We start from the raw sequence: 25,360 nt of genomic DNA, 5'->3' as shown, positions 1-25,360 counted from the left end.
TTGTAATTATAAAAGTCTAAAGGAGAAATACAATGAACTAAAACTACATATTTATGAAAAAGCCCCAATCAATTTCAAATTTTTTCACTTTCTTTTCCCTTTTTATATTCACATGTATTGCATGCTCTAACGATGATGATACAACAGCAGGTAGTGATAGTGATGGTGGGACAATAACTTCTACAGATTATGACATAAGTCCGATATTAGCCAAATTTAATGCAGCAGGATTGTCGTATGAGATTAGTGGAGATAACGTGATTTTTACCACGAATAACCTACCGGGTCATAAATCTCCATATTATCAAGGTACCGAGTGGGAAACAGAGTTATACGAACCCTATACTGGTAGTAATACGAGTTTTACTCTAAATCCTAATAGAATTGCAGAACAAAATATCACGATCACTGTCCCGATACATCCGGCAGAAGCTACTACAAAAGAAGCAACCGCATTAGGAGCTATGGGTATTGCAATTAACGGAGTGGTTTTTTACAATCAATATGCGGGGCCTAATAACCAGCCTTTAACTTCAGAGATTAATTCTTTTGATCAATATCTTGGGCACCCTCAACAGCAAGGAGGATATCATTATCATCAAGAACCTGAATACCTTACCACTAAGTTTGGTGAAGATACATTTTTGGGTGTATTGGCCGATGGTTTTCCTGTGTATGGCCCTATAGAGAATGGTGAGGAAATTATCAATGCCGACCTGGATGAGTATCATGGTCATACAAGTGCTACTACTGATTTTCCTAACGGAATTTACCATTATCATATTACTTCTGAAGATCCGTATATTAACGGAAATGGGTTTTTTGGTACTCCCGGAAATATTACAAATTAGCAGATGAAACGATCATTAAGAAATTTCAACAATTACTAAAATTTGGAGGTGTGAAAAAGCTATTAAGTTTTACTATAATACTAGCAATGCAGGTAAGCTGTATTTCTGAAGATACTGATCGTATTATTTTGACCACCGATACTAATTTACATCTTGATAATGGTGAGTTGTTTTATAAAACCAAACTGTTTTCGGGAATGTTGATCGATTATTATAAAAATGATCAGATAAAATCAAAAGTAATTTATGTTGATGGAAGAAAAGAAGGAGAAGAACAGTCTTTTTATGAAAATGGAGAGCTTAGAACAAAACGTTTTTATAGAAAAGGAATAAAGGTTGGTATTCATGAAGGATGGTGGCCTGATAACCATCATAAGTTTGTGTATCATTTTAATGAAGAAGGAAAATATCATGGTAGTGTAATGGAATGGTATACCAATGGACAACTTTTAAAATCTTTTCGGTTTAACCACGGAAAAGAAGAAGGCAAACAACAATTATTTAGATCCGATGGTAATATTAGAGCAAACTACGAAGTGATTAGAGGCGAACGATTTGGTCTTATTGGATTAAAAAAATGCTACACCATAAAGAAGGATTCTACAAAAATTTATTAAAAAAATGAGATTATTTTTATCATTATTCATAAGTGCAATTCTTGTATGTTCATGTAAAAGACAAGAAGATAAGGCTATTGTGAAACCTACAGTAGATAAGTTGCCATATTTTATTGCTTCTGATTTTACACCACAGTGGCTTACTGCATCTGAGCTTGAAGGAAAACATAAAATATCTCCATTTTCATTTGTCAACCAAAATGGGGATACTATTACTAATGATACCTATAAAGGTAAGATATATGTTGCTGATTTTTTCTTTACCATCTGCCGTGGAATTTGTCCCAAGCTGACTAAAAACATGAATTTGATTCAGGAAACGTATAAAAATGATAGTGATATTAAATTATTGTCACATACAGTAATGCCGTGGCATGATTCGGTTCCTGTTTTAAAAGAGTATGCAATAAAGAATACTATAGATGATGGAAAATGGAATTTGGTAACCGGGGATAAAGATGAGATCTATACCATTGCTCGCGAAGGGTATTTTGCAGATGAAGATTTTATAAAGACTCAGGATGAGAATAGCTTTATACATACAGAAAATTTTATACTTGTCGATACACAAGGATATATTAGGGGAGTATATAATGGAACTATACCCTTAGATGTAAAGCGATTAATGCGTCATATAGAAATTTTGAAAAAAGAAAGACTATAATGCCTATCATTTAAGAGAATTTAATAATCATAGGTATTCACATATCGTTTATCGAAAGCTTTACAATAGGATGTTTTAATACGTTCTTTTTATGATTTATTTCCTAATACTCTGCTAAATAATTTTTTAAGAAGGGGAGAAGCATCATCCATATTTCTTTCTCTTTCTTTGGCGGTTAGAATACCATTATCATCATAAAACAGTTCATAGCTAAATACAAATCTATTAGCTTCTTCACCTACTCCCATTTGCCCAAACCTAAGGTCATTAAAAAATAATTTGTCATTCATTTTTTCGATAGTATACCAACCTTCTGATAATTTAATTAATCTGGGAATAAGAGGATCATCTTTCATTTTACCCAACAAATGATGGTTTTTAGGAAATTCTGAAAAAGTAATAATATCTTCTTTTTCTAATAAAGAATAATATGCTATTAAAAAAGAATCTTCGGTTTCTACATTAGCAGTCCATAAAATACTATTGAGAGGAGTTGGTTTTGTTTGAATCTCTTTATATCGAATATGTTGATTTTCTAGATTGGTCTGAAACACCCCATACGTATACCATTTTAATCCCAGTGTTATAAACATATAAATACTACTAATGTATAATCCAAGGGTATTGAACTTTCTTCTTTTGGGATGTGTACGTTTATAGAACATTGCCAGAATCACAAAAATCAAAAATGGTATAGTATACAATGGGTCTACAACAAAAATATTTTTAAAAGAAACTTTATAATCAAAAGGCCAGAATAGCTGAGTTCCCCATGTGGTAAATGCATCTAGTATAGGATGTGTGAGAAGACCCAGAAACATAAGTCTTGACCAATCTTTCCAGTCTGCTTCATTATTGCGATGGATTTTAGAAATCATCCAGCCAAATAATGGAGCGACTAGTATACTAAAGAGTATGGAGTGTGAAAACCCACGATGTAATTCATTTGCTGTAATAGGATCAACAAAAAGTTTGGATAGTACATCCAGATCAGGAATAGTTCCTGCAATGGCACCCCAAAGCATAGCTTTGTTACCTACTTTTCTACCCAGAACAGCTTCTCCTACAGCAGCCCCTAACACGATTTGGGTTAATGAATCCATTAATCTAATTGAAGTTTATAAAGAGTTTCTGATTTCATATTTACTGGGAGAAATCAATTTGTTTAAAGGTTTTAAAAGTCTATTTAGAATCAGGTTGGTACGTCTTACACATAATTTTATTCTCATATAGGTTTGACATCTAAAACCATCAACTGAATGCATTTCAAATTTACATCTATTTTTAATAGTCTTTATTAAAAGTATGTCAAAACTAATATTGGATAAGATAATTAAGATTTTTTAAGTCATAAATTGCTTTATTTCAGAAAAGTAATTTTAGAAAATACATTTTACCGTTAAATTTGTGTTGTTAAACGAAAACTATTTCATAAAATTTAGTTTTGTTATGGTCATATCAAATAAGTTTATTTCCTTTGAGCGTAATTGGAAAAGTAAATGAATACATTGGTGAATTGTGTCTTGTTAATAGATGATGACAAGGCCACAAACTTCTTTAACGAAAGGGTTGTTACCAAACACGAAGACTTTTATCAGGTTAATACTGTGCAAAGTGGTATGGCGGCTCTAGATTATCTTAATGCTGTAGAGAATAATACAGCAACAAAACCTGACCTTATTTTTTTGGATATCAATATGCCTGCAATGAATGGATGGGAGTTTTTGACCGAGTTTTCTAAACTGGATCAAAAAGTAACAGCCGATATTAAAGTGATTTTATTATCAACATCTTCTAACCCAGATGATGTAAGAGCATCTGCCAAAAATCATTCGGTCGATGATTTTATCAATAAACCATTATCTATGGATTTGTTGGATGATGTGTTAAAAAACCATTTTTGATAATGAAAAAATTAAAACGTTTTCTTCTCATTGATGATAGTAAAGCAACTAACTTTTTTAATAAAACAATTATTGAAAAAGTACAATGTGTAGAAGAGGTTTTTATTGCCGAAAATGGACAACAAGCACTAGATCATATTCAATCCGAAATTGTTCCTGAAATTATTTTTTTGGATATTAATATGCCTGTCATGGATGGTTGGGAGTTTATTGCCGAATACCAGAAATTAGATGATAAATATAAGGGATCTATTATAATACTTATGCTGGGAACAGAGTTAAGTAAAGAAGATCAGGAAAAAGCAGAGCGTATTTTGGAAATCAAAGAATATGAACAAAAAATGTTAACTAAAGAGATTGTTTGCAAGATTGTGACAAAATATTTTAAATCGTCAGAGTTGGATTCTTGCTCAGAATCATATAAAAAGATACTATAACTTCAGATATTGCCCCCATATATATTTGTATTTTGAATGAACTTATGATAGTTTTGAATGCGCACAAAGCAATCTATTTAAAATCTAAATAAGTAAACATATTAAGACACAGATTAAAAAAAAAACCTTCTATTTTGTTAGTTCAGTATAGGTTATGCCTTACTGGTATACTATTTCTTTGTTTTATTTCTGGGGCATTTTCTCAATCGAGAGCAGTAATATCAGGTAATGTCTCTGATCAATTTGGTAATCTGCCAGGAGCAAGAGTCGTTATAGAAGGTACAGATAAAAATACTACAACAGATGTTAATGGTAATTATAGTTTTGATGTTGATGAGGGAGAGTATATAGTTACTTCAGAATTTGTGATGTATACTTCGGTTTCTAAAACAATACTAGTTAAGGTTGGAGATACTGCAAAGGTAGATTTTATCTTAGAAACGGGATTCTCGATCGATCAACCAGTTTCTTTGGGATCAAGGGCTAAACCAAAATCAATCTTAAAAAATACAGCGGCTGTAGATATTATTTCACCGCAACAATTAACGAATTCGTCCCAGGTAGAATTGAGTCACATTCTTCATTATCTGATTCCTTCTTTTCATTCTACACATCAAACAATAGCAGATGGTACAGACCATATAGACCCAGCTACACTTAGGGGATTAGGGCCAGATCAGGTACTTGTGTTGGTTAATGGGAAACGCAGGCATAATAGTTCTTTGTTAAATGTTAATGGTACTGTGGGTAGAGGGTCGGTAGGTACTGATTTTAATGCGATACCCATAGCATCTATAGAACGCATTGAAATATTACGGGATGGAGCGACCTCTCAATATGGTTCTGATGCTATTGCGGGAGTAATTAATATTATCTTAAAAAAGCAAACAGAAATTATTCAACTCGATAATAGAGTAGCAATAAACACGGAAGGAGATGGACTTAATATATATTCTTCTGCAAATTTTGGATTAAAAATAGGAAAAGAAGGCTATATAAATGTTACAGCAGAATATAGAGATAGAGAGTCTATTAATAGATCTGGAGACTATACGGGTACAGTATATTCTAATGATAGTACAACCGATCAAACACTAATCGAGGAAAACAATTTTTTTGCACAGACAGGATATTCTGGTAAACGAGTAATGGAGATCGGAAGTGCAGAAACCCAAAATCTTGCATTATCATTTAATGGAGAAATAATAATGTCTGACTATGCAACATTTTATATGCATGGAGGGAGAAATTACAGAGAAGGAACCTCAAAAGGATTCTATCGTTTTCCTAAAGATGAGAATAGGGTAGTTTTAGAGTTGTTCCCAAATGGTTTTTCTCCAGAAATTCTTACTGATATTCAGGATGATGCAATTACAGGAGGAATACGAGGAATTAAAAACGAATGGAATGTAGATTTTAGCCATTCTATTGGAGTTAATAGGTTAGATTATACTGTAAATAATTCTAATAATGCCTCCTTAGGAGTAACATCGCCCAGAACATTTCATGCAGGAGGGTTTATTTACAAGCAAAATACGACAAACCTTGATATTTCAAGAACATTTGATTGGCTAAGTGGTGTAAACGTAGCCTTTGGAGCAGAACTGCGAGTAGAGAATTATGAGATCGTTGCAGGAGAAGAAGCTTCTTATGTTGATGGAGGAAGTACCTATACCAATACTTCTGGAGTAGAATTGCCTAGAATTGTTGGGGCGCAGGTTTTTCCTGGTTTTCAGCCAGAAAATGCATTAAACCGTTTTAGAACAAATAGTTCTGGATACCTGGATATCGAAGCAAATATAACAGACAAACTTTTAATTAGAGGAGCCGCCAGATATGAAGCATATAATGATTTTGGAGGTCAGGCAATCTGGAAACTATCAGGTAGATATAGGGTTAGGGATGAAATTAGTATTAGAGCAGGATTTTCTACCGGGTTTAGGGCACCTTCTCTTCATCAGGTATTTTTCCAGAATATAAGTACCCAGTTTATTAATGGGGAAAGTGTACAAGTAGGTACCTTTAATAATGAAAGTGCTGTTGCTACAGAGGCTTTTGATATCGGCAACTTAAAACCTGAATTATCAAGTCATTTTAATACTGGTTTCAGCGGAAAACTAAACGATAACATTACGTTTAGCTTCGATTATTACTTAATTAATATACAGGATAGAATTGTTCTTTCGGGAAGATTCGCAGAAGGATATGAGGAAATATTAGAACCTTTTAATGTTGGTGCCGCTCAATTTTTTACGAATGCGATAGATTCTAGAACAACTGGTGCTGACCTATCACTGTTTTTTAAAACAACTCTTGGTACAGGAGAATTTAATGCCTCTCTGGGAGGTAACTTTACAAAGACCAAAGTAAAAGGGCCAATTAACGTTTCGCAAGCATTAGTAGGGCAAGAAGAAGTATTGTTTAATAGAGAAGAAATTGCCAGAGTAGAATTTGCACAACCTAATTATAAAATAAATTCACTGCTTTCTTATGATTTTGAGGAGTTTGGATTTCAGGTGGTAAATACACTTTTTGGTAAGGTTAAATTTATTCATCCAAATGATGGCAATTCTCTAAATTGGGTAGTAAATGATTTTACAGGAAATATAGAATCCAGAGATCAGGTATTCTCTCCTAAACTTGTAACAGATATGGCTATATCATATCAGGTTAGTGATTATATAAAATGTACCCTTGGAGGGAATAATGTTTTTAATGTCTATCCAGATAAACATAAACATGCCGCTAATACAGAAGATGGAAATTTTATGTATAGCAGGAGAGTGCAACAGTTTGGTCTTAACGGATCGAATTATTATGTAAGACTATTACTTAAATTATGATGTGTAAGCGTCAATATATATCGACAGCATATACTAATGTAATAGCTATACTTTTATGCATTCTTACCACGAGTTTTTCTGCAAGAATAAAGGCTCAGGAAACAAGTAATGAAGAAGTAAAAAGATTACAGCGAGCTATATTTGTTTTTAACTTTGCGCAACAAATAGGTTGGCCAACTATAGAAGAACAACCAAATTTTAAAATAGGTGTACTTGGACCTGATCGAACAATACTAGATTTAAAGGCAATGTCTCTAAGGCGTAAGATCCATGGTAAACCAGTAGAGATTGTTCGATTTCAATTTGTTAAGAATGTAAAAGATATTCAGTTACTGTATGTAAATCATAAGTATAACTATGATATACATTATATCCTTAGTAAGATTTCAGGAAAAAACATAATGCTTGTCGGAGAGGATTATAACTTTAATGCTTCTATGATTAATATGGTTAATGTAGGAGATTCTTTTGAATATGAGATTAATGAAAGTCGAATAGCAAAAGAAGGGTTTACTATTGTTCCTACATTAGGAAAATACGCTATTACTTCTTCAGAAAAATGGAAACGTTTATACCGAAAAACAGAAAAAACTCTAAACAAGGTACAAGAAGATAAAGATAAGCAAGAGGCGATATTAAAAGACAAAGAAAAACAAATACAATTTCAGGAAGAAAAAATAACAGATCAATTAGAAAAAATTGATAGTAAGGAGGGAGAAATTAACAGAAGAAATAAAAAGATAGAAAGTCTTTATTCTGAGAGTGAAATACAACAAAAAAAATATAAAGAAAAGGTTGTAATCGAAAGAGAGCTCGAAAAAAATATCCAGGAACAAGTTGCTTTTATAAAAAGTCAGGAAGAAAAAATTATACAAAGCAATCGGGAAATTAGTAAGCAAAATGAGTTTCTTAAAGAGCAGAAAGAAAAGATCAAAAAACAGGAGAACGTATTAAACCAACAAGCTTCAGAACTTTATACTCATAAAAAAGTAAATATATTACTTATTGTCTTGGTATTCCTTACTCTTATTATTAGCTTTTTTATATATAGGAATTATCGAGCTAAGAAAAAATATAATCAAGAGCTGAAGCATAAAAACCAGGAAATATACAAGCAATCTGTAGAGCTAGAGGCAAAAAATAAAGAATTAGAACAATTTGCATACATAGCAAGTCATGATCTTCAGGAGCCTCTAAATACAATATCGAGTTTTATTGGATTATTGGCCGAAGATTATGGAGAAAACTTCGATGAAGCCGGAAAAGAGAGTATGATTTTTATTCAGGATGCCAGTGTGCGAATGAAAAAATTGATTGATGCATTATTAGAATATTCTAGATTAGGAAGAAGTAAAGAATACGATACTGTTGATTGTAATACCCTTATAGAAGAGTTAAAAAAGGATTTAAAGGTTGTTCTCGAAAAAACAGGAACAAAAATTAAGGTAAAGGACCTACCTGTAGTTAAAGGCTCAGAAATAGAACTTCGATTATTGTTTCAAAACCTTATTAGCAACGGTATTAAATTTAGTGCTCCCGATACCATTCCTAAGATAGATATTGCATGTGTCGAAAAAAATGACCCAGAAGACGCATCAAAAGGTTTCTGGCAATTCTCTATAAAAGATAATGGTATCGGGATACCAGAAGAACACCAGGAACGAATATTTGCAATTTTTCAAAGATTACACTCCAGAGATAAGTATGAAGGTACAGGAATCGGTTTGGCGCATTGCAAAAAAATAGTAGAAGCTCACGGTGGTAAGATCTGGCTTACCTCTAACGAAAATAGCGGAAGTACTTTCTATTTCACAATTCCGTATTAAAAATACAACTACAGATCTTTTTATATTCATTTGGTTAGGGTGTTATATCGTTTAAATATAAAAACCCCTGAAAACCGTGAGTTTTTCTTAAACATTCCAAAGTATTTTTGAACCTTATAAATAATATGGTAAACCATCATTTACAATATTGACATGCTAATAAGGTATATGTTTACACAGTTGAGTAATATGACTAATCAAGGAAATTGTTGTGTGTAATTATTTGACTATAAGTTAATTGTTTGGTGGTGTGCTAAGGATATGAATAGTTTTAAGAAGTTTTACTAAAAGTGTTTTAGTTTTTTGGATACCCCATTGAAAAAGGATAATGTCGTAGGTTTTTTATTAGGAAAATATTGTTATTTGGTCCCAAAAATACTCTGTTTTGCTTTTTTATTTTGCTTCTCAACTATTGCATTTGGCCAGGATTTAGGTCAAATAGGAAAAGCAAAATTATTTAAATTAACCGGAGGCGTGGCAGCAAATTCAATCTTTTATGATGGACAATCTAGTAGGGAACCATTTACATACTTCCTTACAGGTAATGTTAATTTAAATATTAGCGGAGTATACAATATTCCTTTCTCATTTTCATATTCTAATCAAAAATTTCAAAGCAGTAACCCTTTTTCTTTTAACAGATTAAGTATACACCCATCATACAAATGGGTGACCACACATATTGGGGATGTAAGTATGACATTTTCGCCATATACTTTAAGTGGACATCAATTTACAGGTTTGGGAGTAGATCTTACTCCAGAAGGGCCTTTTAAGATTAGTGCAATGTATGGACGATTGCTTAAAGAATCAGAATATAATCTTAATGATCCACAATCCCAGCCTGCGTATAAAAGAATGGGATATGGAGTAAAAGCGTCTTATGATTTTGAAAAATTTTCTATTGGAGCAATCTTTTTCAAAGCTTCTGATGATAAAAATTCTATTGAGAATCCTGTGCCGGTAGAATACGAGTTGCAACCCAAAGATAACGTAGTTGTAAGTTTAGAAGGAAAAGTAAAGCTTTTTGGTAAAGGAGAGATTCGTGCAGAAGTAGCTTCATCTGCAATAACCGAAGATATAAATGCAAAAGGGGAAGAAGGAACCCCATTTGTGTTATCTGCATTAATAGATAATAACATTACTACCCAGCATTATAAAGCTTATAACGCCAATTTCTCTTACCCGGTAGGACATGGTACAGTAGGTATAGGATATGAATATATAGACCCTGAATATAAAACATTGGGAGCTTATTTTTTTAATAATGATCTCGAAAATATTACACTTAATGCTACCCAGAATTTATTCGGAAATAAGGTTAATATCGCTTTTAATGCAGGCCTTCAAAGAGATGATCTTGATAATACGAAGAATACACAATTGCAGAGAGTAGTTAGTGCTGTTACTATTGGGTACACTGCTTCAGAAAAACTAAGTATAACAGGAGGATATTCTAATTTTCAATCCTATACTAATATTAAAAATCAGTTTGATTATATCAACGAAGTCTCCCAAACCGATAACCTGGATACATTAGATTTTCAGCAAATTTCACAAAATGCAAATCTTAATGTGAATTATCTTTTAAAGGATACCGAAGACCAAAAACGAAATATTAATGTTGGACTATCTTTTCAAAATGCTACAAACAAGCAAGGTGGTCAAACTGTAGAAAATGGGGATTCTAATTTCTATAACGGAAATGCATCGTATACCCTGGGATACCCTAATACTGATTTAAATATTTCAGCTGCTGTTAATGTTAATTATAATACTATAGGTGTGGATAACAGCCTTACTTATGGCCCTACATTATCAGCAACCAAAAAATACTTTGACAAAAAACTAAGAACGACAGCTTCGGCAAGTTATAATCAGAGTAATAGTAACGGAGAAAAACAAGGAGAAGTTATCAATATAAGAATAGGAGGAAATTATACCTACATAAAGAGACATAATTTTAACCTTAACATCTTAACTCAGTTTAGAAATGCCGCAACATCGGGCAGAGATTTTACAGTAACTTTTGGTTACAATTATACTTTTGGCAAGTTTAACCCTCAAATAAAATTACCTAAAAGAAAAAGAAAACAAAAAGCCAGTAAGTTAAAAAGGCGCAGAAAATCCAGAGGACAGGAGATACTTGATTTTAGATATAGAGACTCTTTATATCATGGTACTATGGATGAGATAGACGTCCTTTTAGAGAATGTTCAAAATCATCCTCATTTTAACCATATCCCCGAATATAAAAAAGAAGAACTTACGATGTTACGATTGGTCGTAGCCGATGTAAGAAAAGCAAAAGAGTATAAGCCAGAAGCAATTAATTTCCTAAAAGAATTATACAAATACGAAGATTTTCTCGCAGGGTATAATCAATTGGTTTTTGAAATCCTTACAGAATTAAGAAAGGACATGCTACGTCTTGATTATGCATTTGAAAAAGCTTTTGTAAGGGCAAAAATCGCAGTGGATAACCATAGCATGCACAAGAGAACAGAAGAACAACGACAAAAAGCTTCACCAGAATTAAAAAGTAGATACAAAGAATTTCAACAAAATTCTGAAACCGCTCTGGCTCGATTGATAGGACATCGATGGACATTGCCTATCATAAAAAGTTACAATACTATAGAAAAAGTAGAGTACCCTGATGCGTTCCTCAAAGAGGTAATGGAGCAGGAAAAAGATAATATATTCCGTATGGTAGATAAAGAGGAAGATGATCAGAAAATAAAATTGTATATGATCACCCAGATCATTGATTTTTACCTGAAAAAGTCTCTGAATTATACCGACCCGGATAAGTTTGATTTAAAATATATAGAAAAGAACTAACCTATGAGAAAACTGATACTTACCCTGTTTATTATATTGTATGGTTTTGGTCAAATGATGGCACAACGATTTCCTATCACTGTTGTTCCACAAATTAATCCGCCAGCTCCCGTAAATTTTTATAATTACGCAGATCAGGCTACGATCAATAGTCCGTTGCGAGTGCAATTGCTACTTAGCGATATCACCATTTCTAATGAGCAAATTCGATTAAAAGTATATTTTGAAGGTAATGGTATTGCTTTCGAAAGCAGGGATGTTGTTATAGGTGCCTCCTCATTATTTATTGATGGTGGAGTTCCTTTAGTGCTAACCAATACGATATTAGCGCCCTATTTCGAATTTCAAAATATACAAGGTATAAATTCGAATATCTATGGTAGCACTATTCCCGAAGGTAGCTATCAATTTTGTTTTGAAGTTTTTGATTTTTCTACAGGTAACCGTTTATCATCAAAGACGTGTGCAAGTGCTTTTTTATATAATAATGAACCTCCGTTATTAAACCTTCCTTTTAAAGGAGCTAATATAGAGCCAACCGAAACAGAGAATATTGTTTTTCAATGGACTCCAAGACATATTAATGTTAGTAATGTAGAGTATGAACTTAGTATCGTAGAGATTTGGGATGACCAGGTAGATCCACAAACTGCATTTTTATCTCAGGTTCCTGTTTTTGAAACTACTACCAAATCTACCTCATTTGTATATGGCCCCGCACAACCGCAATTGTTACCAGAAAAGCGATATGCGTGGCGTGTAAAAGCAAAAGCGTTACAAGGTATTGAAGAGGTTGGTCTCTTTAAAAATGAAGGAAATAGCGAGATTTTTTGGTTTTCTAAAACGTCACCATGTAGTATGCTAGATAATGTAACTGCAGCGCCCAAAGGGATTTCAAAAATCAATGTTTTTTGGGGGGAAGACCCTTCAGAATATAGCGAATATACTATTGCGTATAGAGAAGCCAACAGACCTAATGCCTACTGGTTTACCAAACGTACCAATAGTGGTTGGACAACCATATGGGACCTTAAGCCAGGGACCACATATGAATATAAAGTAAAAGCAAAATGTAAATATCAGTACGGGGAATATTATGATATACAAGAGGTTACTACCGATACAACACAAGATGAAACAGCAAATTATGATTGCGGGATTACACCAGACCCAATTGCTATTGCTAATCAAGAAGGACATCCAGGTCTAAAGATTGGAGACAGAATTACTGCTGGAGATTTTATCGTTCGAATAGTAGAAATTGATAATCAGGCTGATGGTCGTATTACCGGAAGAGGTTATGTAGGGATACCATATTTGAGGTCAACCCACTATGGAGTAAAATTTAATAATATTCTGATCAATACCGAAAATCAATTGGCAGAAGGGGAGATCGTAACCTTATATGATCCGGTGTATGGAGAAAGTGAAACCATGACTGTAGATATCAATACAGATGTAGTAGAAATTATTACCGGTGATGAAGGAGAAACCAGCCAGGTAGAGGTTGGATTTGTTATAGAGAGTATCACTGTCGATGAGAATGGAGCAGTAATTATTACAGGAACCAATGGTGAGGAAGCTCTGGTACCCGGAGGGAGAGATTTACAGATTTCAGGTAGCGATGGTAAGGTCTGGAAAGTAGAGGAAAACGGTACAGTAAGAGCACTAGATGGCGTGATGGCAGAAGATGGGCCAGCTACAGATGATAATACAGAAGGAGTAGAAGACAATAAGGTTATACAGATTTCAGAAACGGGAGTCTTGATTACATTTATAGAATCGGGATACTATAATTTTGATGCACTACCAGACAGCGCCAAGGACAAATTAGGTACAGAAGAATTCTATCCTTCTATTCCTGTAGTGGGAGGAGGAACTTACACTCCGGCCTTTAAAGCAATATCTAATATAAGCGGAAATGATTTTGTTAAAGCCGTAGCAGATTTTAGTGACGATTCGATTGCTAACGAAGATATTGTATTTAAAACAAAAAGCGGAGTAGAAGTTCCAGCTAGCTGGGATAAAAATGTAGCGACATTAACTCTTAAAAAATCTTATGATTATGCAATAACCAAAATATTGGCAACTGTAAAAAAAGGAAAAGGTGAAAAAAGTACGATTGCGGGAGTTCTTAATGTAGTGCATTTAGGTAGCAAAGCATTTACCGATGTTAATATTGTATTGATCCCTGTAAATAAAGCTAAGGTAAACCGGGTCGAAGAAGAAATCAAAACGATCTATAGTAAGGTTGGTGTTAATTTTAATATTACCGTAGGACAACGATTTCAGGTGCCAGAAAGTATTTGGGATAAAGAAGAACCGTATGGTGTACTTAATGCCGGAGATAGTGGCATATTAGCTCACTACAGCGCAGAGGAAGCAGCGATCAATGCCTATTTTAAAACTACTGGTGAGTACAAGCAAGATGCATACTATGTTTTTGTCACCGATCTTAAAGGAGTAAACTCTAATGAGAATAAAGAAATAGATGGGTTTATGCCGCTTAAAAGTCAGTTTGGATATATATTTCAAAGCGCTACAGATGATGCCATAACTATTGCTCATGAGCTGGGGCATGGCGTATTTGGACTCAAACACCCGTTTCAGGAGTATGGTACCACAGAAGCCACAACCCATTTTATGATGGATTATAAAGGAGGTACATCCTTTAACCACATGGATTGGAAAAATATCTTTGCTCCAGGGCTTAAATTGTATTGGTTTCAGGATGATGAAGAGGGAGAGAGTAGTAATAATATCGCCAAAAGAAAAAAAGAAAGAACAGAAGCCATACTAAAACATATCCAGAACAGATATCATGGAGTTAATGATGTTTTAACCTGGAAACCCTTTTTAAAAAATAGAGCTTCTATTAATATCGTAAACCTTAGCGGTGAGCGTAATTTTAATTTTTCAGGAAATGTATTAAATTTTAACCTTGTAAATTACCCAATTTCGCATAAAACTGATATTAAAATTAGTGTCTCTCCTGGAAAAGAAAAACTCGAAATTAAAAAACATGATACGGGAGGATTATATTATCAATTAACTTTAAGGACAAATTTAGAAGGACAAAATTTTATATTTCAATTTGACCATCATGATCAATTAGAATCATTTTGTAATGATTTTAAAATAGGTCGTAAGGAAAGCTTTAAATCACCTAATCTTTCAAAGTATTCTAAGCATATTATAGCTTATCTGGAGAAGTATTTTTTCCCTGAAAGAGGTATCACTAGAAATACTGATTGTGATAATATTGACACCTATTTTTCTGAAATACCAGCAGGTTATTTAGTAGAGGCTAATAAATTGGATTTTGATCGTGAGAGACTATGGCAAACTTTAAAAATACTGCTAAGTTGTTCGGTTAATGATAAAGGAGTTTCTGAAGAAGATGCAGTGATAACTATTATAAAAGCTATAGCGAAAGATAAAGAAAGTATGTTTCTTTCGGATTTAAAATCTAGGAAGATCAATGATAATAATGCTTTTAGAGAGCTTTATAGCAAGATAGATGATTGGGGTGGTAAGGATAATTTTACAAGCTTTATAAATGTTATTTATAAAGCTTGGAAAAACTCTAAATACAATTCAGACATAGTATATGACATACCGTATGAAAGTAGTAAATCTGGAGTTTTTTATTTAAGTGATTATGAAGTTGAGTTCAAAAATGAGAATACTGATGTCGAATTTATAGAAAAAGTTCAGACTTACAGATATGATGATTATGGAAATGTACGGAAAGGAAAAAAAGAGCCTGTTGTTAGAGGAATATATGATATTTATGACCCTATACGATTAACAAAATATGATAAGATTGTCAGTTCGGGTATTAATGTTAAATCGACAAAAGTACCAATGTTCATTCTTAAAGCTATTGACGAAAAGTATAGTACTAATAACATAGAACAAGGAGTACAACTTGCTTTTGAAGTTGCGCTTACAGCTACAGGGGTAGGTAACCTTACCAAGTTAAGGCATATAAAAACATTGGGTAAGTTAGAGCAATTTTTTGAAGGACTGAAATATGCAGAGACAATGGTAAGTGTAACCAATATGGTGCTTAAATACTCTGATTACTGTGCTCCTAGTCAGACTTCAGCAGTACCACCGACTACAAACACAGGAATGAATTTTTGCCAAAAATTTGCTCTTGTGGGAGATATTTTGGGGTCGATAAACGGGATTGCTGATTTTGCCAAAAGAATGGATGAATTGGATGATTTATCCAAACAACTTCGTAATGACGTAGATAATAATCCAGGTCTTCTACCAGATAATATAAGTAAAACTGATTTTAATCGTGTGATGAAAAGGTTGCATGAAAAGATAACGAATGAAAGGCTAAGTATACTTTGGAAATTGAAGGAACAAAGTGCTTTAAAAACTGCCCTTAAGGATTTTCAAAATTATCAGTTTTTATTGTCTAGTACAGAGACCTTATTAAAGTATTCTAAAACCTGTGATGCAGATGAAACGTGTAAGGAAATAAGAACTTATTTAGGACATATTCAAACAGCTATAAAAGTACAAGGTTTAGGAGGTACTATTATAAATAAGGCAAAAGCATTATCAAAGAGACTAAAAGAGGATCCTAATACCCTAAACAAATTACCAGAAGGCGGAAAAAAAGTGACAAACGATCTGGATGTTGTTGGAACTGGTGTGACCCCTTCGTTAAGAACAGTTTTACTAGATGCTAAGTATACAAATACAAAAGTAAAACAAATGTATGATGAGGCATCGCCTACAAGAAAGTCAGAACTTGAACAATCATGGAAAGTTCTTGAATCTTTTGAAAATATTCGATTGGGTAACGATGGTAAAAATTTAGAAATTCTAGCTAAAACCCATAGTCGATTTACGTATGGTGATCAAAACTCTTTTCAAGGATTTGATCAACTTATAAATAATGGTTCATCAGTAAGTAAGAATAACCTGTTTCGTGGACTAGAACAGGCGAACGAACTTTTTAATCTTGATTGGAATTTACCGGTTAAGTTTTCGGGAATCAAAAAAGGAGATGTTATTATTACAACTGTAATAGATGGAAAAAACCAAGAAATAGCACGTATCAATAAAGAAGGAAACCTAATTAAGAAAAAATTTCTGGATGAAGCAGATGGAGCAGAATTTGCTGGTAAATATAAAGAAGATGTCATCTTAAGAAAAGGAAAAGAAGTTGGGTTTAAATTGATTAACAAAGGAAATGTTTTTAAAATTGGAGATGAAATTGAAGGTGTTGCTATACAGAGAGTTAGGCAAGGAAAGAACAATAAGATTATTGTTATAGGAAGAAAAATGGAAGGTCATGTTTTAAAGGTGGCCGAGAAATTAAAATCAGAAGGAAAAAATGTAGAAGTATTAAATGACTTATATTTGAAACCTCTATATGATGATGGTTTTGAGTTTATAATTAATGGCAAAAAGTGGACGGTGGACTCAGCTTGGGAAGATATGGTTAAAAACCCAAAATGGGATCAATTTAAGAATGAAAATGGCCATATTAAACCTGAGCATATAGTCAAAACTCCAATGTATGAAATTAATAAAATGTGGATCGAAAAGGTAGAACTAGATGATGTAACCGTAATAGATATTGGGTATCCAAAAGGAGAAGATACTTCAAGTTCTTTTTATGAAATGGAGGTTAATACTATAAACTGGGATTAAATGAACAAAGAACGAATTGTACTTTTTAAAAATATTGAAAAACTTTTCATACAACTTTTTCAGTTTTATATTGAAGATTTTTCGGATACTTTTAATTCTAAAATTGTAGAAGATTCTAAAGATTTAGGTTGGTTAGAGATAATCGTATTAAATAATACTTTTGATAAACAATTAAAGTTTTTAATCTCTGATGGAATAAATGATAATAAAGATAAATTTAATGGATTAAAGTTTTTTATTGAATGTAATTCTTCCGAATGTCAAAGATCATCATTTTCAATTATTGATTATTGCTCTATGAAGAACATAGAATATTTTAATAAAGACTTCTTTATTAACGAACAAAAATTAAATGAAAATGTAGAAAAATACCTAGCTGAGATAGTAAAAATTCTTGAGTTCGATGAAATTAGAGAACTATTATTCTCTAAGAAATGGTTAGAAGTTCCTCCAGATTACTCACCATATAAATAAATTGATACTATTAAAATAGTATAGATTTTGAACGATATACAAATTCTAGTTTGAAGTACCTTTTTGACTTCTCATAAATAATGACTTCACCTCAACAAAAAGCTCTATATAAGAGCTTTTTTGCTTTAATATAGGAATATGCCATTCCTAAGTTCTACCATTTTTTTAAAGCCGAAATGTTTTTTGTGTTGATAATTAGAGTTTTAACTGTGTTTTTTTGCAAAAAAAGTAAGGCAAAAACGTAAAACCCCTGAAAACCGTGATATTTTCTATGAGGCTTATTAATAAACTTGCATAATGTTAATCAACTTATAAAATAACTATGTTTTTTAACAATGGGTTAGAAATAGAAAAACCTGTAAACATACATTTTTTAAAAGATAATTTTGCCCCAGAGCCTATGAATAAAGTACTACGATTCGCATTAGTATTATGTCTTTGTTTATCTACAACAAGTTTGTTGGCAAATGACATGTTATATGCTACAGAGAAAAAAACAGAAGATACAAAAAAGGAAAAGGCAGAACCGGTTAAGGATAGTTTGCATAACAATGCCACGGTTACCAATACCAAAATAGCACCAGCACAACCAGTTAAAACCTTTAGAGAATTTAAATCTCTCGAGAAATTTGATACCCCTATAGTAAAGGAAAAAATATCTGATTTTGAGGTTACAGAAGGTTTTCAGTTTAATGGACCTAATGCCGAACAGGACAAGAATTGGCTTGAGATAGCCAATGGTGTGTTTGAAACCATAGATAATACAAAGAAATATATTGAAGAACTTACTAATGATGAGTTAAAAGAACTACCTGTTGCGATAAAACCGGTAACTATTAGTAATGTAACCTATACCGTTGGGATCGCCAAAGCGGTTTTTAAGCCAGCACATACAGAACTTACAGTTTTTCTTAGGGTAGAATTACCAGAAACAACAACTACATCGACGACCACAGCAGAAGGAGCAACCACCACAACAAAAAATAAAAAAGATGTATTGATTTTAGGAGCATCTAATATCAAACTATCTCATGATGGTGGGATAGATGGCGATGCCAGATTACATCTAATTTCGCAATATACCATGAATCTTAATAGTGGTGCCATTCTACTTACTTTAAAAGGAAGTTTTGAAGAACCAGGTACTTATGCGTTGATTGACTGTTTTGGTTTTAAAGAATTTGGAATAGATGCCAATATCAAATTCACCGATGGATTATTATTTCCTGTAGATGAAAACGGTAAAAAGAAAACGGGCTATGTTGATAGTGATTTTAAAATAGTAGCAGAAGATTGGAATGATATGGTAGTCAACATTTCATTACCCGAGTTTGGGATCACAGGAGCAGCAAAGGGTACTACCTTTAAACTAAAAAATGCAGTACTGGATTTTAGTGATCTACGTAATGACGAGTCGATGCCATCGGGATATCTAAATACATATTACGGTGAGAACCCCAATTTGTGGAGAGGAGTATATGTACAAGATTTAGAAGTTGTTTTACCCAAAGCATTCGAGAAACAAAATAATGATAAAAGAGTTGCTTTTGGAGCGCATAACCTGATTATTGATGGTCAGGGAGTAACTGGCAAGTTTACAGGAGATAATATTCTCACGCTAGACGAAGGATCAGCTTCGGGATGGGCATTTTCATTAGATCACTTTTTACTGGATATTGAAGTAAATAAGCTGAAAGGAGGAGAGTTTGAGGGACAGATCATATTACCTGTATCCGAAGTCGATAAGGTAAATTATACTGCAATGATCCAACCCGATGAATATACTCTTAGTGTATCTAATACCGAAGATATTAATTTTGATGTATGGAATGCTGAAGTAACCTTAACTCCTGAATCTTATATAGAACTTAAAGTTAAAGATGACAAGTTTAGACCCAAAGCAAGCTTAAATGGATCTATAAATATTGCATCTGGGTTAAAAAAAGAAGAAAGCACATCAACAGATACTAAAAAAGATAAGACTGTCGATTTTAAAGGGATTGTATTTGAAGAAATGGTCATACAAACCGAATCTCCAAAATTTTCGGTTGGTTATTTTGGGTATAAAGGAGAAATGAAAATTGCTAATTTCCCTTTAACGGTTAATGAAATAGGATTAGAAACCCCTTCTGATAATAAAGCAGCACTTGTATTTGATTTTAATATCAATCTTACCTCAGAAGGAGACGGAGCTAATGGTGGAGGAGCCAAACTAAAAATTAATGCGCTCTTAGATCAAAGTGAAGGACGAGATCGCTGGAAATATGATGGCATAGACCTCGAACGAATTTTCTTGCAAATGTCTGTGGCAGGAATGGAGCTAAAAGGAGCCATTTTTATTTTTGAAGATGACCCAACTTATGGTACTGGTTTTGCCGGGGCGGTAGGAGCCAAGTTTACTACAGGAATGAAACTAGAGGTAGAAGCCAAAGCTTTGTTTGGTAAGACCGATAGTTTTAGATATTGGTACGCAGATGCTAGTGTGACTTTACCGCAAGGGATTCCTATTTTTCCCGGGTTTGAGATTAATGCGTTTGGAGGAGGTTTCTATAACCGTATGAAGATGGCCGGGACTACAAATCAGAAAGATGCACAATACACTCAGATAGGAGCATCTAGCTCTGGAGTAATTTATGAACCCTATAATGAGAATGGTTTTGGAATGAAAGCCTCGGTAGGGATTATCACAGCAGGATCACCAGATCTTTTTAATGCAACGGTAGAGTTCGGGATGGCATTTTTACGATCAGGAGGATTACAGGAAATATATATGAAAGGTCATGGTAGACTTATTGCTTCGTTACCATCTGATTTTTATGATGCAATTAATGATCAGTTAAGTGATATTGCCAGTAATGTAGGATATGATGGAGAACCACCATTTACTCCCGACGGAGCAATTACAGCGGATGTATTTATCGGTTATGATTTTGTAAATGATGTTTTTCATTCTACGTCAGAGGTATATGTGAACCTTTTCGGAATCCTCGAAGGTGTTGGAGACAATGGACGAGCAGGGTGGATGGACTTTTATGTAGATCCAAACGAGTGGCATATTTTGATAGGAACTCCTAATGACCCTATAGGAGTAGCACTAAATCTGGGGTTTGTTAAAATGAAAACAAAAAGCTACTTCATGTCGGGAGATAATATCCCAGGTAGCCCACCACCACCTGATATTGTAGCCAACCTTTTAGGAGTAGATGCGTCAAAATTAGATTATACACGTGACCTTAACTCCCTTAAGGCAGGTAAAGGACTAGCGTTTGGCTCTAGTGTAAGTGTGAGTACAGGAGATCTTAGGTTTTTGATTTTCTATGCACGATTTGATGCGGGAATAGGATTTGATCTTATGCTTAAAGACTATGGAGAAGCACATTGTAAAGGCTCTTCAGAACAAATAGGAATGAATGGCTGGTATGCTAATGGGCAATCCTATGCATATATGCAAGGAAAAGTAGGATTGAAAATAAAAGTATTTGGATTTAAAAAGAAAGTATCCATTTTTAATGGAGGAGGAGCTATACTAATGCAATCCCGATTCCCAAATCCGGCATGGTTTAAAGGATATTTAGCAGGTCGTTATCGTATTCTAGGAGGCCTAGTTAAAGGAAGTTTCAGATTTAAAATAGAACTTGGAGATAAATGTGAAATTGAACAAGGAGGTGTACTTGATGGTATGGTAGTTATAGGGGATATGACCCCAGAAGAGAGTTCGGTAGATGTAGATGTTTTTGCTGCACCACAAGTCGTATTTAATATGCCAATAAACAAAGTATTTGAAATCCCAGATGATTCTGGAGATCAAAAGTACCGTATTCTTATGGATAAGTTTGAAGTAAGCAAAGAAGGGCAATTACTTCAGGGAGAAATAAAATGGGGTAACAATAATGATATGGCCGTATTCTATTCTCATGAAATATTACCGCCAAATACCCAACTCAAAGCATTTGTACAGTTACATTTTGAAGAATATAAAAATGGGCAATGGCAGATCATCAAAGAAAATGGAAGTGTTTCTACAGAAACCAAAGAAGTTAGTTTCACTACAGGAGAAGCACCAAAAACAATTCCATTACATAATATCGAATATATGTATCCTGTACTTGGGCAAAAGAATTTCTTTGCCAAAGAATACAACATTGGATATATCAACCTAAAACGAGGACAATCATATCTATTCGATCCTGTACCTAATTGGAATAAAAATATGACAATGAGTGCTGATTCTGGAGAAGATTTGGTTGAAAACTTCGCATATAATACAGGCAAAAAACAACTTACTTATGCTATTCCGGAAACGATAAGTACTCAAACAGCATATCATGTGGAGATTAAATTGATTCCTCCTAAAGAGGATAACTCGGGTAATATAACCGAATCCTATACTAAAACAGAATTAGGGGATGAGGAATCTGGAAATGATGTTGAAATAAGAACCCGAAAAGCTGAAGGAGTGGTTACCCAGGGAGAGGAACGAGAGTTATTGACCTATGATTTTGGAACAAGTGAGTATACCACTTTTAAGAAAAAGATGAAAGCAATGAATACACATCAGGACTTGTATGACCTTATTACAAAACCTTATGGGATGGTTCTTGTATCACAAATAGATCCAATAGAGCCTTTTGATATGGTAGAATTAGCTGGGAATCAGTATTCGGGCGGTACTTCTTTAATTAAGGCAATAGCCACTCATAATGATACATACTATAAAAAAGAGATTAGACCTTTGCTTTATGAAAATTATCCGATAGGGAATAGCATTACGGTAAAAAGAGATGTCACCAAAGTAGGTGTTCCTCCTATAGAAGGTGTGGAGCCACAGTCATGGTATTTGACATACCTGGAGAACGATCTTAATGACAGAATTAGAACCTATAATCCATATCGTTATGACTTAACTCTATATTACTATCGAGACTATGTTGACTTAGGATATCAATTAACAAATTCGAATCTTCCCTGGGAAACTATGCAGCAATATAGAGATCTGGTAGTAGGGCCATTTCCGATAATGAAAAAAGAGACTTACAAAACCAAATTGCAATATGTATTACCTGGGCAAATACATAGAGGTAGTGATATAATATCATACAAGTATGGAGATAAGTAAAACCAAAACGATGCAAAAGGTATTCCTGGGGATAGTATTGCTGTTATCGTTCCCGATATGGTGTCAAAAACCTATTGGAGATGAACCTCCATCGGTACAGGTGATTAGTAGGGTGACCAAAGAAGCCATTATGTTGCGATGGGCAGTTACCACCCCTACAGCGTGGAAATATGCTAACAAATACGGATTCACAATAGAACGTAAAACTATTGTGAGAGCGGGAGAAATTCTTAGAGAACCAGAAATAAAAAAAATCACAACAAGACCAATACTGCCTAAACCACTAGCAGCATGGGAAGAATTTGCCAGTAAGAATGATTATGCAGCTATTACAGCACAAGCTATTTATGGAGATGACTTTGATGCAGAACTGGAAGAAGGAGGTAATGATATGATGAGTATTGTGAACCTGTCTGACGCTATGGAGCAACGCTTCTCTTTTGCATTGTATGCAGCAGATCAAGACTTTGAAGTAGCAAAGTATTCTGGATTAGCCTATATAGATACAGATGTAAAACCCGATGAGCGATATCTTTACAATATTAAGACAGCTATCCCCGAAGAAAAAATGAGTGTAGCACATGGGGGAGTATACCTTGGACTATCAGATTATATCGAATTACCACAACCAATAGATCTTGTTGGAATATTTAAGGATAAAAGTGTGCTACTAAGTTGGAATTCTACATCACTGGCAGACTATTATAATAATTATATTATAGAACGATCAGAAGATAATGGTACTACGTATATACCTGTAAGTGATGTACCCATAATTAATATGGGTGAAAAAGAGGAAAAGACTACAGATCGTATGTTTTATATTGATAGTTTACCACAAAATGATAAGGAATATCGGTATAGGATAAAAGGGATATCGCCCTTTGGGCAAATAAGCCCTCCTTCTAAGATCGTTGCTGGAGTTGGTAAAAAAGCTTTAGAATATAATCCGGCAATACAAGAGGCAAAGTTACAATCTGATAATACCACGGCAATAATCACCTGGGAATTCCCCGAAGAAGGATTAGAATCCCTGAGTCATTTCGAATTAAACAGATCAGATGCTATCAAAGATAACTACCAGATAGTGATTCCTGATATTGCTAAGACCACAAGAAGTCTAGAGTTCAAAAATTTAAGTGTAATTAATTACTTTACAATAACTGCAGTTGGAGTAGACGGTACAAAACGAGTATCGTTTCCAAAGATGGTACAGCCTGTCGATGATACGCCGCCAGCTAATCCTTTTGGACTTACTGGTGTTATTGACTCTACAGGAATAGTACAATTACAATGGAATGCTAATACCGAACCCGATTTTTTGGGATATCGTGTGTTTAGAGCAAATCTCGAAAATGAAGAGTTTACACAGATTACTTTTCGTACGATACCCCAAAATAACATTGTAGATACGATAAACATAAAAACCCTGAACAATAAAATCTATTATAAAGTTCAGGCTTTTGATAAACGATATAATCCTTCGGGGTTTTCTGAAGTAGTGGCGCTTAAAAAACCTGATATCATACCACCTACAAAACCAGTTTTTAAATCATTTAGTGCAGATAAAGGAGTAATAGAATTACATTGGATAACCAGTAGTAGTATTGATGCTTCAAAAACCCTGGTGTATCGTAAAGAAAAAGGAAAAGAATCCCCCTGGCAGTTGGTGTCAGAAACCGATATCCCCCAGAATCAGTATAAAGATGTCACTGCAATACCTGCGTTAACCTATCTATATACCCTGGTAACCATGGATGAATCTGGATTAGAGTCAGAACCGGTAACTCCTTTAACGATTAGCTTACCGGATAATAAATCCAAACCAGAAATAGATAAGTTTGTCGCAGTTGTAAACCGTGAAGAAAGACAAATAGGGATAAACTGGAGGTATACTGCAAAAGGAGTTAAAGAGTTTTTATTATACAAAGCAGAAGAAGGAAAACAACCTACACGATATAAAATATTTTCGAATACAGATACCAAATTTACAGATCACCAACTCACCGTAAATACAAAATACACCTATTTATTACAGGCAGTATTTGATTCGAGGGCGAAATCCCCAATTAAAAAAATTGAAGTAGAATATTAAAGAAAAG

Annotated in this window: 13 protein-coding genes; 12 read left to right on the top strand and 1 reads right to left on the bottom strand. The window is 33.8% G+C overall.

Annotated elements, in window-relative coordinates; translation table 11 throughout:
• Window positions 1–53: 53 nt before the first annotated feature.
• From NNL09_RS23585 to NNL09_RS23575, 3 genes are read left to right on the top strand one after another with little or no spacing between them, the layout of a single operon-like run.
• Window positions 54–851, top strand: a complete 798-nt coding sequence (locus tag NNL09_RS23585; RefSeq protein WP_196911933.1) for a YHYH protein — start codon at window positions 54–56, stop codon at window positions 849–851.
• 50 nt (window positions 852–901) lie between these two features.
• Window positions 902–1,468, top strand: coding sequence for a toxin-antitoxin system YwqK family antitoxin (locus tag NNL09_RS23580; protein ID WP_196911934.1), 567 nt, complete (start codon window positions 902–904; stop codon window positions 1,466–1,468).
• 4 nt (window positions 1,469–1,472) lie between these two features.
• Window positions 1,473–2,132 (top strand): SCO family protein, encoded by a 660-nt coding sequence (locus NNL09_RS23575; protein ID WP_196911935.1) that lies wholly within the window; start codon window positions 1,473–1,475, stop codon window positions 2,130–2,132.
• 89 nt (window positions 2,133–2,221) lie between these two features.
• On the opposite strand, the gene NNL09_RS23570 is transcribed toward NNL09_RS23575, so the two are convergent.
• Window positions 2,222–3,235: a metal-dependent hydrolase gene (locus tag NNL09_RS23570; RefSeq protein ID WP_196911936.1), complete on the bottom strand. Its 1,014-nt coding sequence runs from the start codon at window positions 3,233–3,235 to the stop codon at window positions 2,222–2,224.
• 396 nt (window positions 3,236–3,631) lie between these two features.
• Here NNL09_RS23570 and NNL09_RS23565 point away from each other — a divergent pair, with 396 nt between their 5' ends.
• The 9 genes from NNL09_RS23565 to NNL09_RS23525 all read left to right on the top strand — a co-directional run bounded on the left by NNL09_RS23565 (window position 3,632) and on the right by NNL09_RS23525 (window position 25,353).
• The gene (locus tag NNL09_RS23565; RefSeq protein WP_025664175.1) at window positions 3,632–4,036 is read left to right on the top strand and encodes a two-component system response regulator; all 405 of its coding nucleotides are present in this window, start codon (window positions 3,632–3,634) and stop codon (window positions 4,034–4,036) included.
• Between the two features lie 2 nt (window positions 4,037–4,038).
• Window positions 4,039–4,473, top strand: a complete 435-nt coding sequence (locus NNL09_RS23560) for a response regulator (protein WP_196911937.1) — start codon at window positions 4,039–4,041, stop codon at window positions 4,471–4,473.
• Between the two features lie 134 nt (window positions 4,474–4,607).
• Window positions 4,608–7,316 carry a TonB-dependent receptor domain-containing protein gene (locus tag NNL09_RS23555; protein WP_231389228.1) on the top strand — a complete coding sequence of 903 codons (2,709 nt, stop codon included), beginning with the start codon at window positions 4,608–4,610 and terminating at the stop codon, window positions 7,314–7,316.
• Window positions 7,313–9,142 carry a YfiR/HmsC family protein gene (locus NNL09_RS23550; protein ID WP_196911938.1) on the top strand — a complete coding sequence of 610 codons (1,830 nt, stop codon included), beginning with the start codon at window positions 7,313–7,315 and terminating at the stop codon, window positions 9,140–9,142. The genes NNL09_RS23555 and NNL09_RS23550 overlap by 4 nt, the downstream gene beginning before the upstream one ends.
• A gap of 303 nt (window positions 9,143–9,445) precedes the next feature.
• Window positions 9,446–11,986 (top strand): hypothetical protein, encoded by a 2,541-nt coding sequence (locus NNL09_RS23545; RefSeq protein ID WP_196911939.1) that lies wholly within the window; start codon window positions 9,446–9,448, stop codon window positions 11,984–11,986.
• A gap of 3 nt (window positions 11,987–11,989) precedes the next feature.
• Window positions 11,990–17,668: a fibronectin type III domain-containing protein gene (locus NNL09_RS23540; RefSeq protein ID WP_196911940.1), complete on the top strand. Its 5,679-nt coding sequence runs from the start codon at window positions 11,990–11,992 to the stop codon at window positions 17,666–17,668.
• A complete protein-coding gene (locus NNL09_RS23535) occupies window positions 17,669–18,142 on the top strand; it encodes a hypothetical protein (protein ID WP_196911941.1) in 474 nt (157 codons plus the stop codon).
• 322 nt (window positions 18,143–18,464) lie between these two features.
• On the top strand, window positions 18,465–23,258 hold the full coding sequence (locus tag NNL09_RS23530; protein ID WP_196911942.1) for a hypothetical protein: 4,794 nt from the start codon (window positions 18,465–18,467) through the stop codon (window positions 23,256–23,258).
• Complete coding sequence (locus NNL09_RS23525) at window positions 23,245–25,353, top strand: hypothetical protein (RefSeq protein ID WP_196911943.1); 2,109 nt, start codon at window positions 23,245–23,247, stop codon at window positions 25,351–25,353. Before NNL09_RS23530 ends, NNL09_RS23525 begins: the two co-directional genes overlap by 14 nt.
• Window positions 25,354–25,360: the final 7 nt, after the last annotated feature.

Source organism: Aquimarina sp. EL_43 (genome assembly GCF_943422735.1).
Taxonomy (GTDB): domain Bacteria; phylum Bacteroidota; class Bacteroidia; order Flavobacteriales; family Flavobacteriaceae; genus Aquimarina; species Aquimarina megaterium.
The sequence above is the reverse complement of the archived record's forward strand: the minus strand, read 5'-3'. Positions and strand labels throughout refer to the sequence as shown.

Bases quoted from the DNA above. Each gene is read 5' to 3' on its own strand.
- NNL09_RS23585 (WP_196911933.1), top strand. From the start codon at position 54: ATGAAAAAGCCCCAATCAATTTCAAATTTTTTCACTTTCTTTTCCCTT.
- NNL09_RS23575 (WP_196911935.1), top strand. From the start codon at position 1,473: ATGAGATTATTTTTATCATTATTCATAAGTGCAATTCTTGTATGTTCA.
- NNL09_RS23570 (WP_196911936.1), bottom strand. From the start codon at position 3,235: ATGGATTCATTAACCCAAATCGTGTTAGGGGCTGCTGTAGGAGAAGCT.
- NNL09_RS23565 (WP_025664175.1), top strand. From the start codon at position 3,632: ATGAATACATTGGTGAATTGTGTCTTGTTAATAGATGATGACAAGGCC.
- NNL09_RS23560 (WP_196911937.1), top strand. From the start codon at position 4,039: ATGAAAAAATTAAAACGTTTTCTTCTCATTGATGATAGTAAAGCAACT.
- NNL09_RS23550 (WP_196911938.1), top strand. From the start codon at position 7,313: ATGATGTGTAAGCGTCAATATATATCGACAGCATATACTAATGTAATA.
- NNL09_RS23540 (WP_196911940.1), top strand. From the start codon at position 11,990: ATGAGAAAACTGATACTTACCCTGTTTATTATATTGTATGGTTTTGGT.
- NNL09_RS23535 (WP_196911941.1), top strand. From the start codon at position 17,669: ATGAACAAAGAACGAATTGTACTTTTTAAAAATATTGAAAAACTTTTC.
- NNL09_RS23530 (WP_196911942.1), top strand. From the start codon at position 18,465: ATGTTTTTTAACAATGGGTTAGAAATAGAAAAACCTGTAAACATACAT.
- NNL09_RS23525 (WP_196911943.1), top strand. From the start codon at position 23,245: ATGGAGATAAGTAAAACCAAAACGATGCAAAAGGTATTCCTGGGGATA.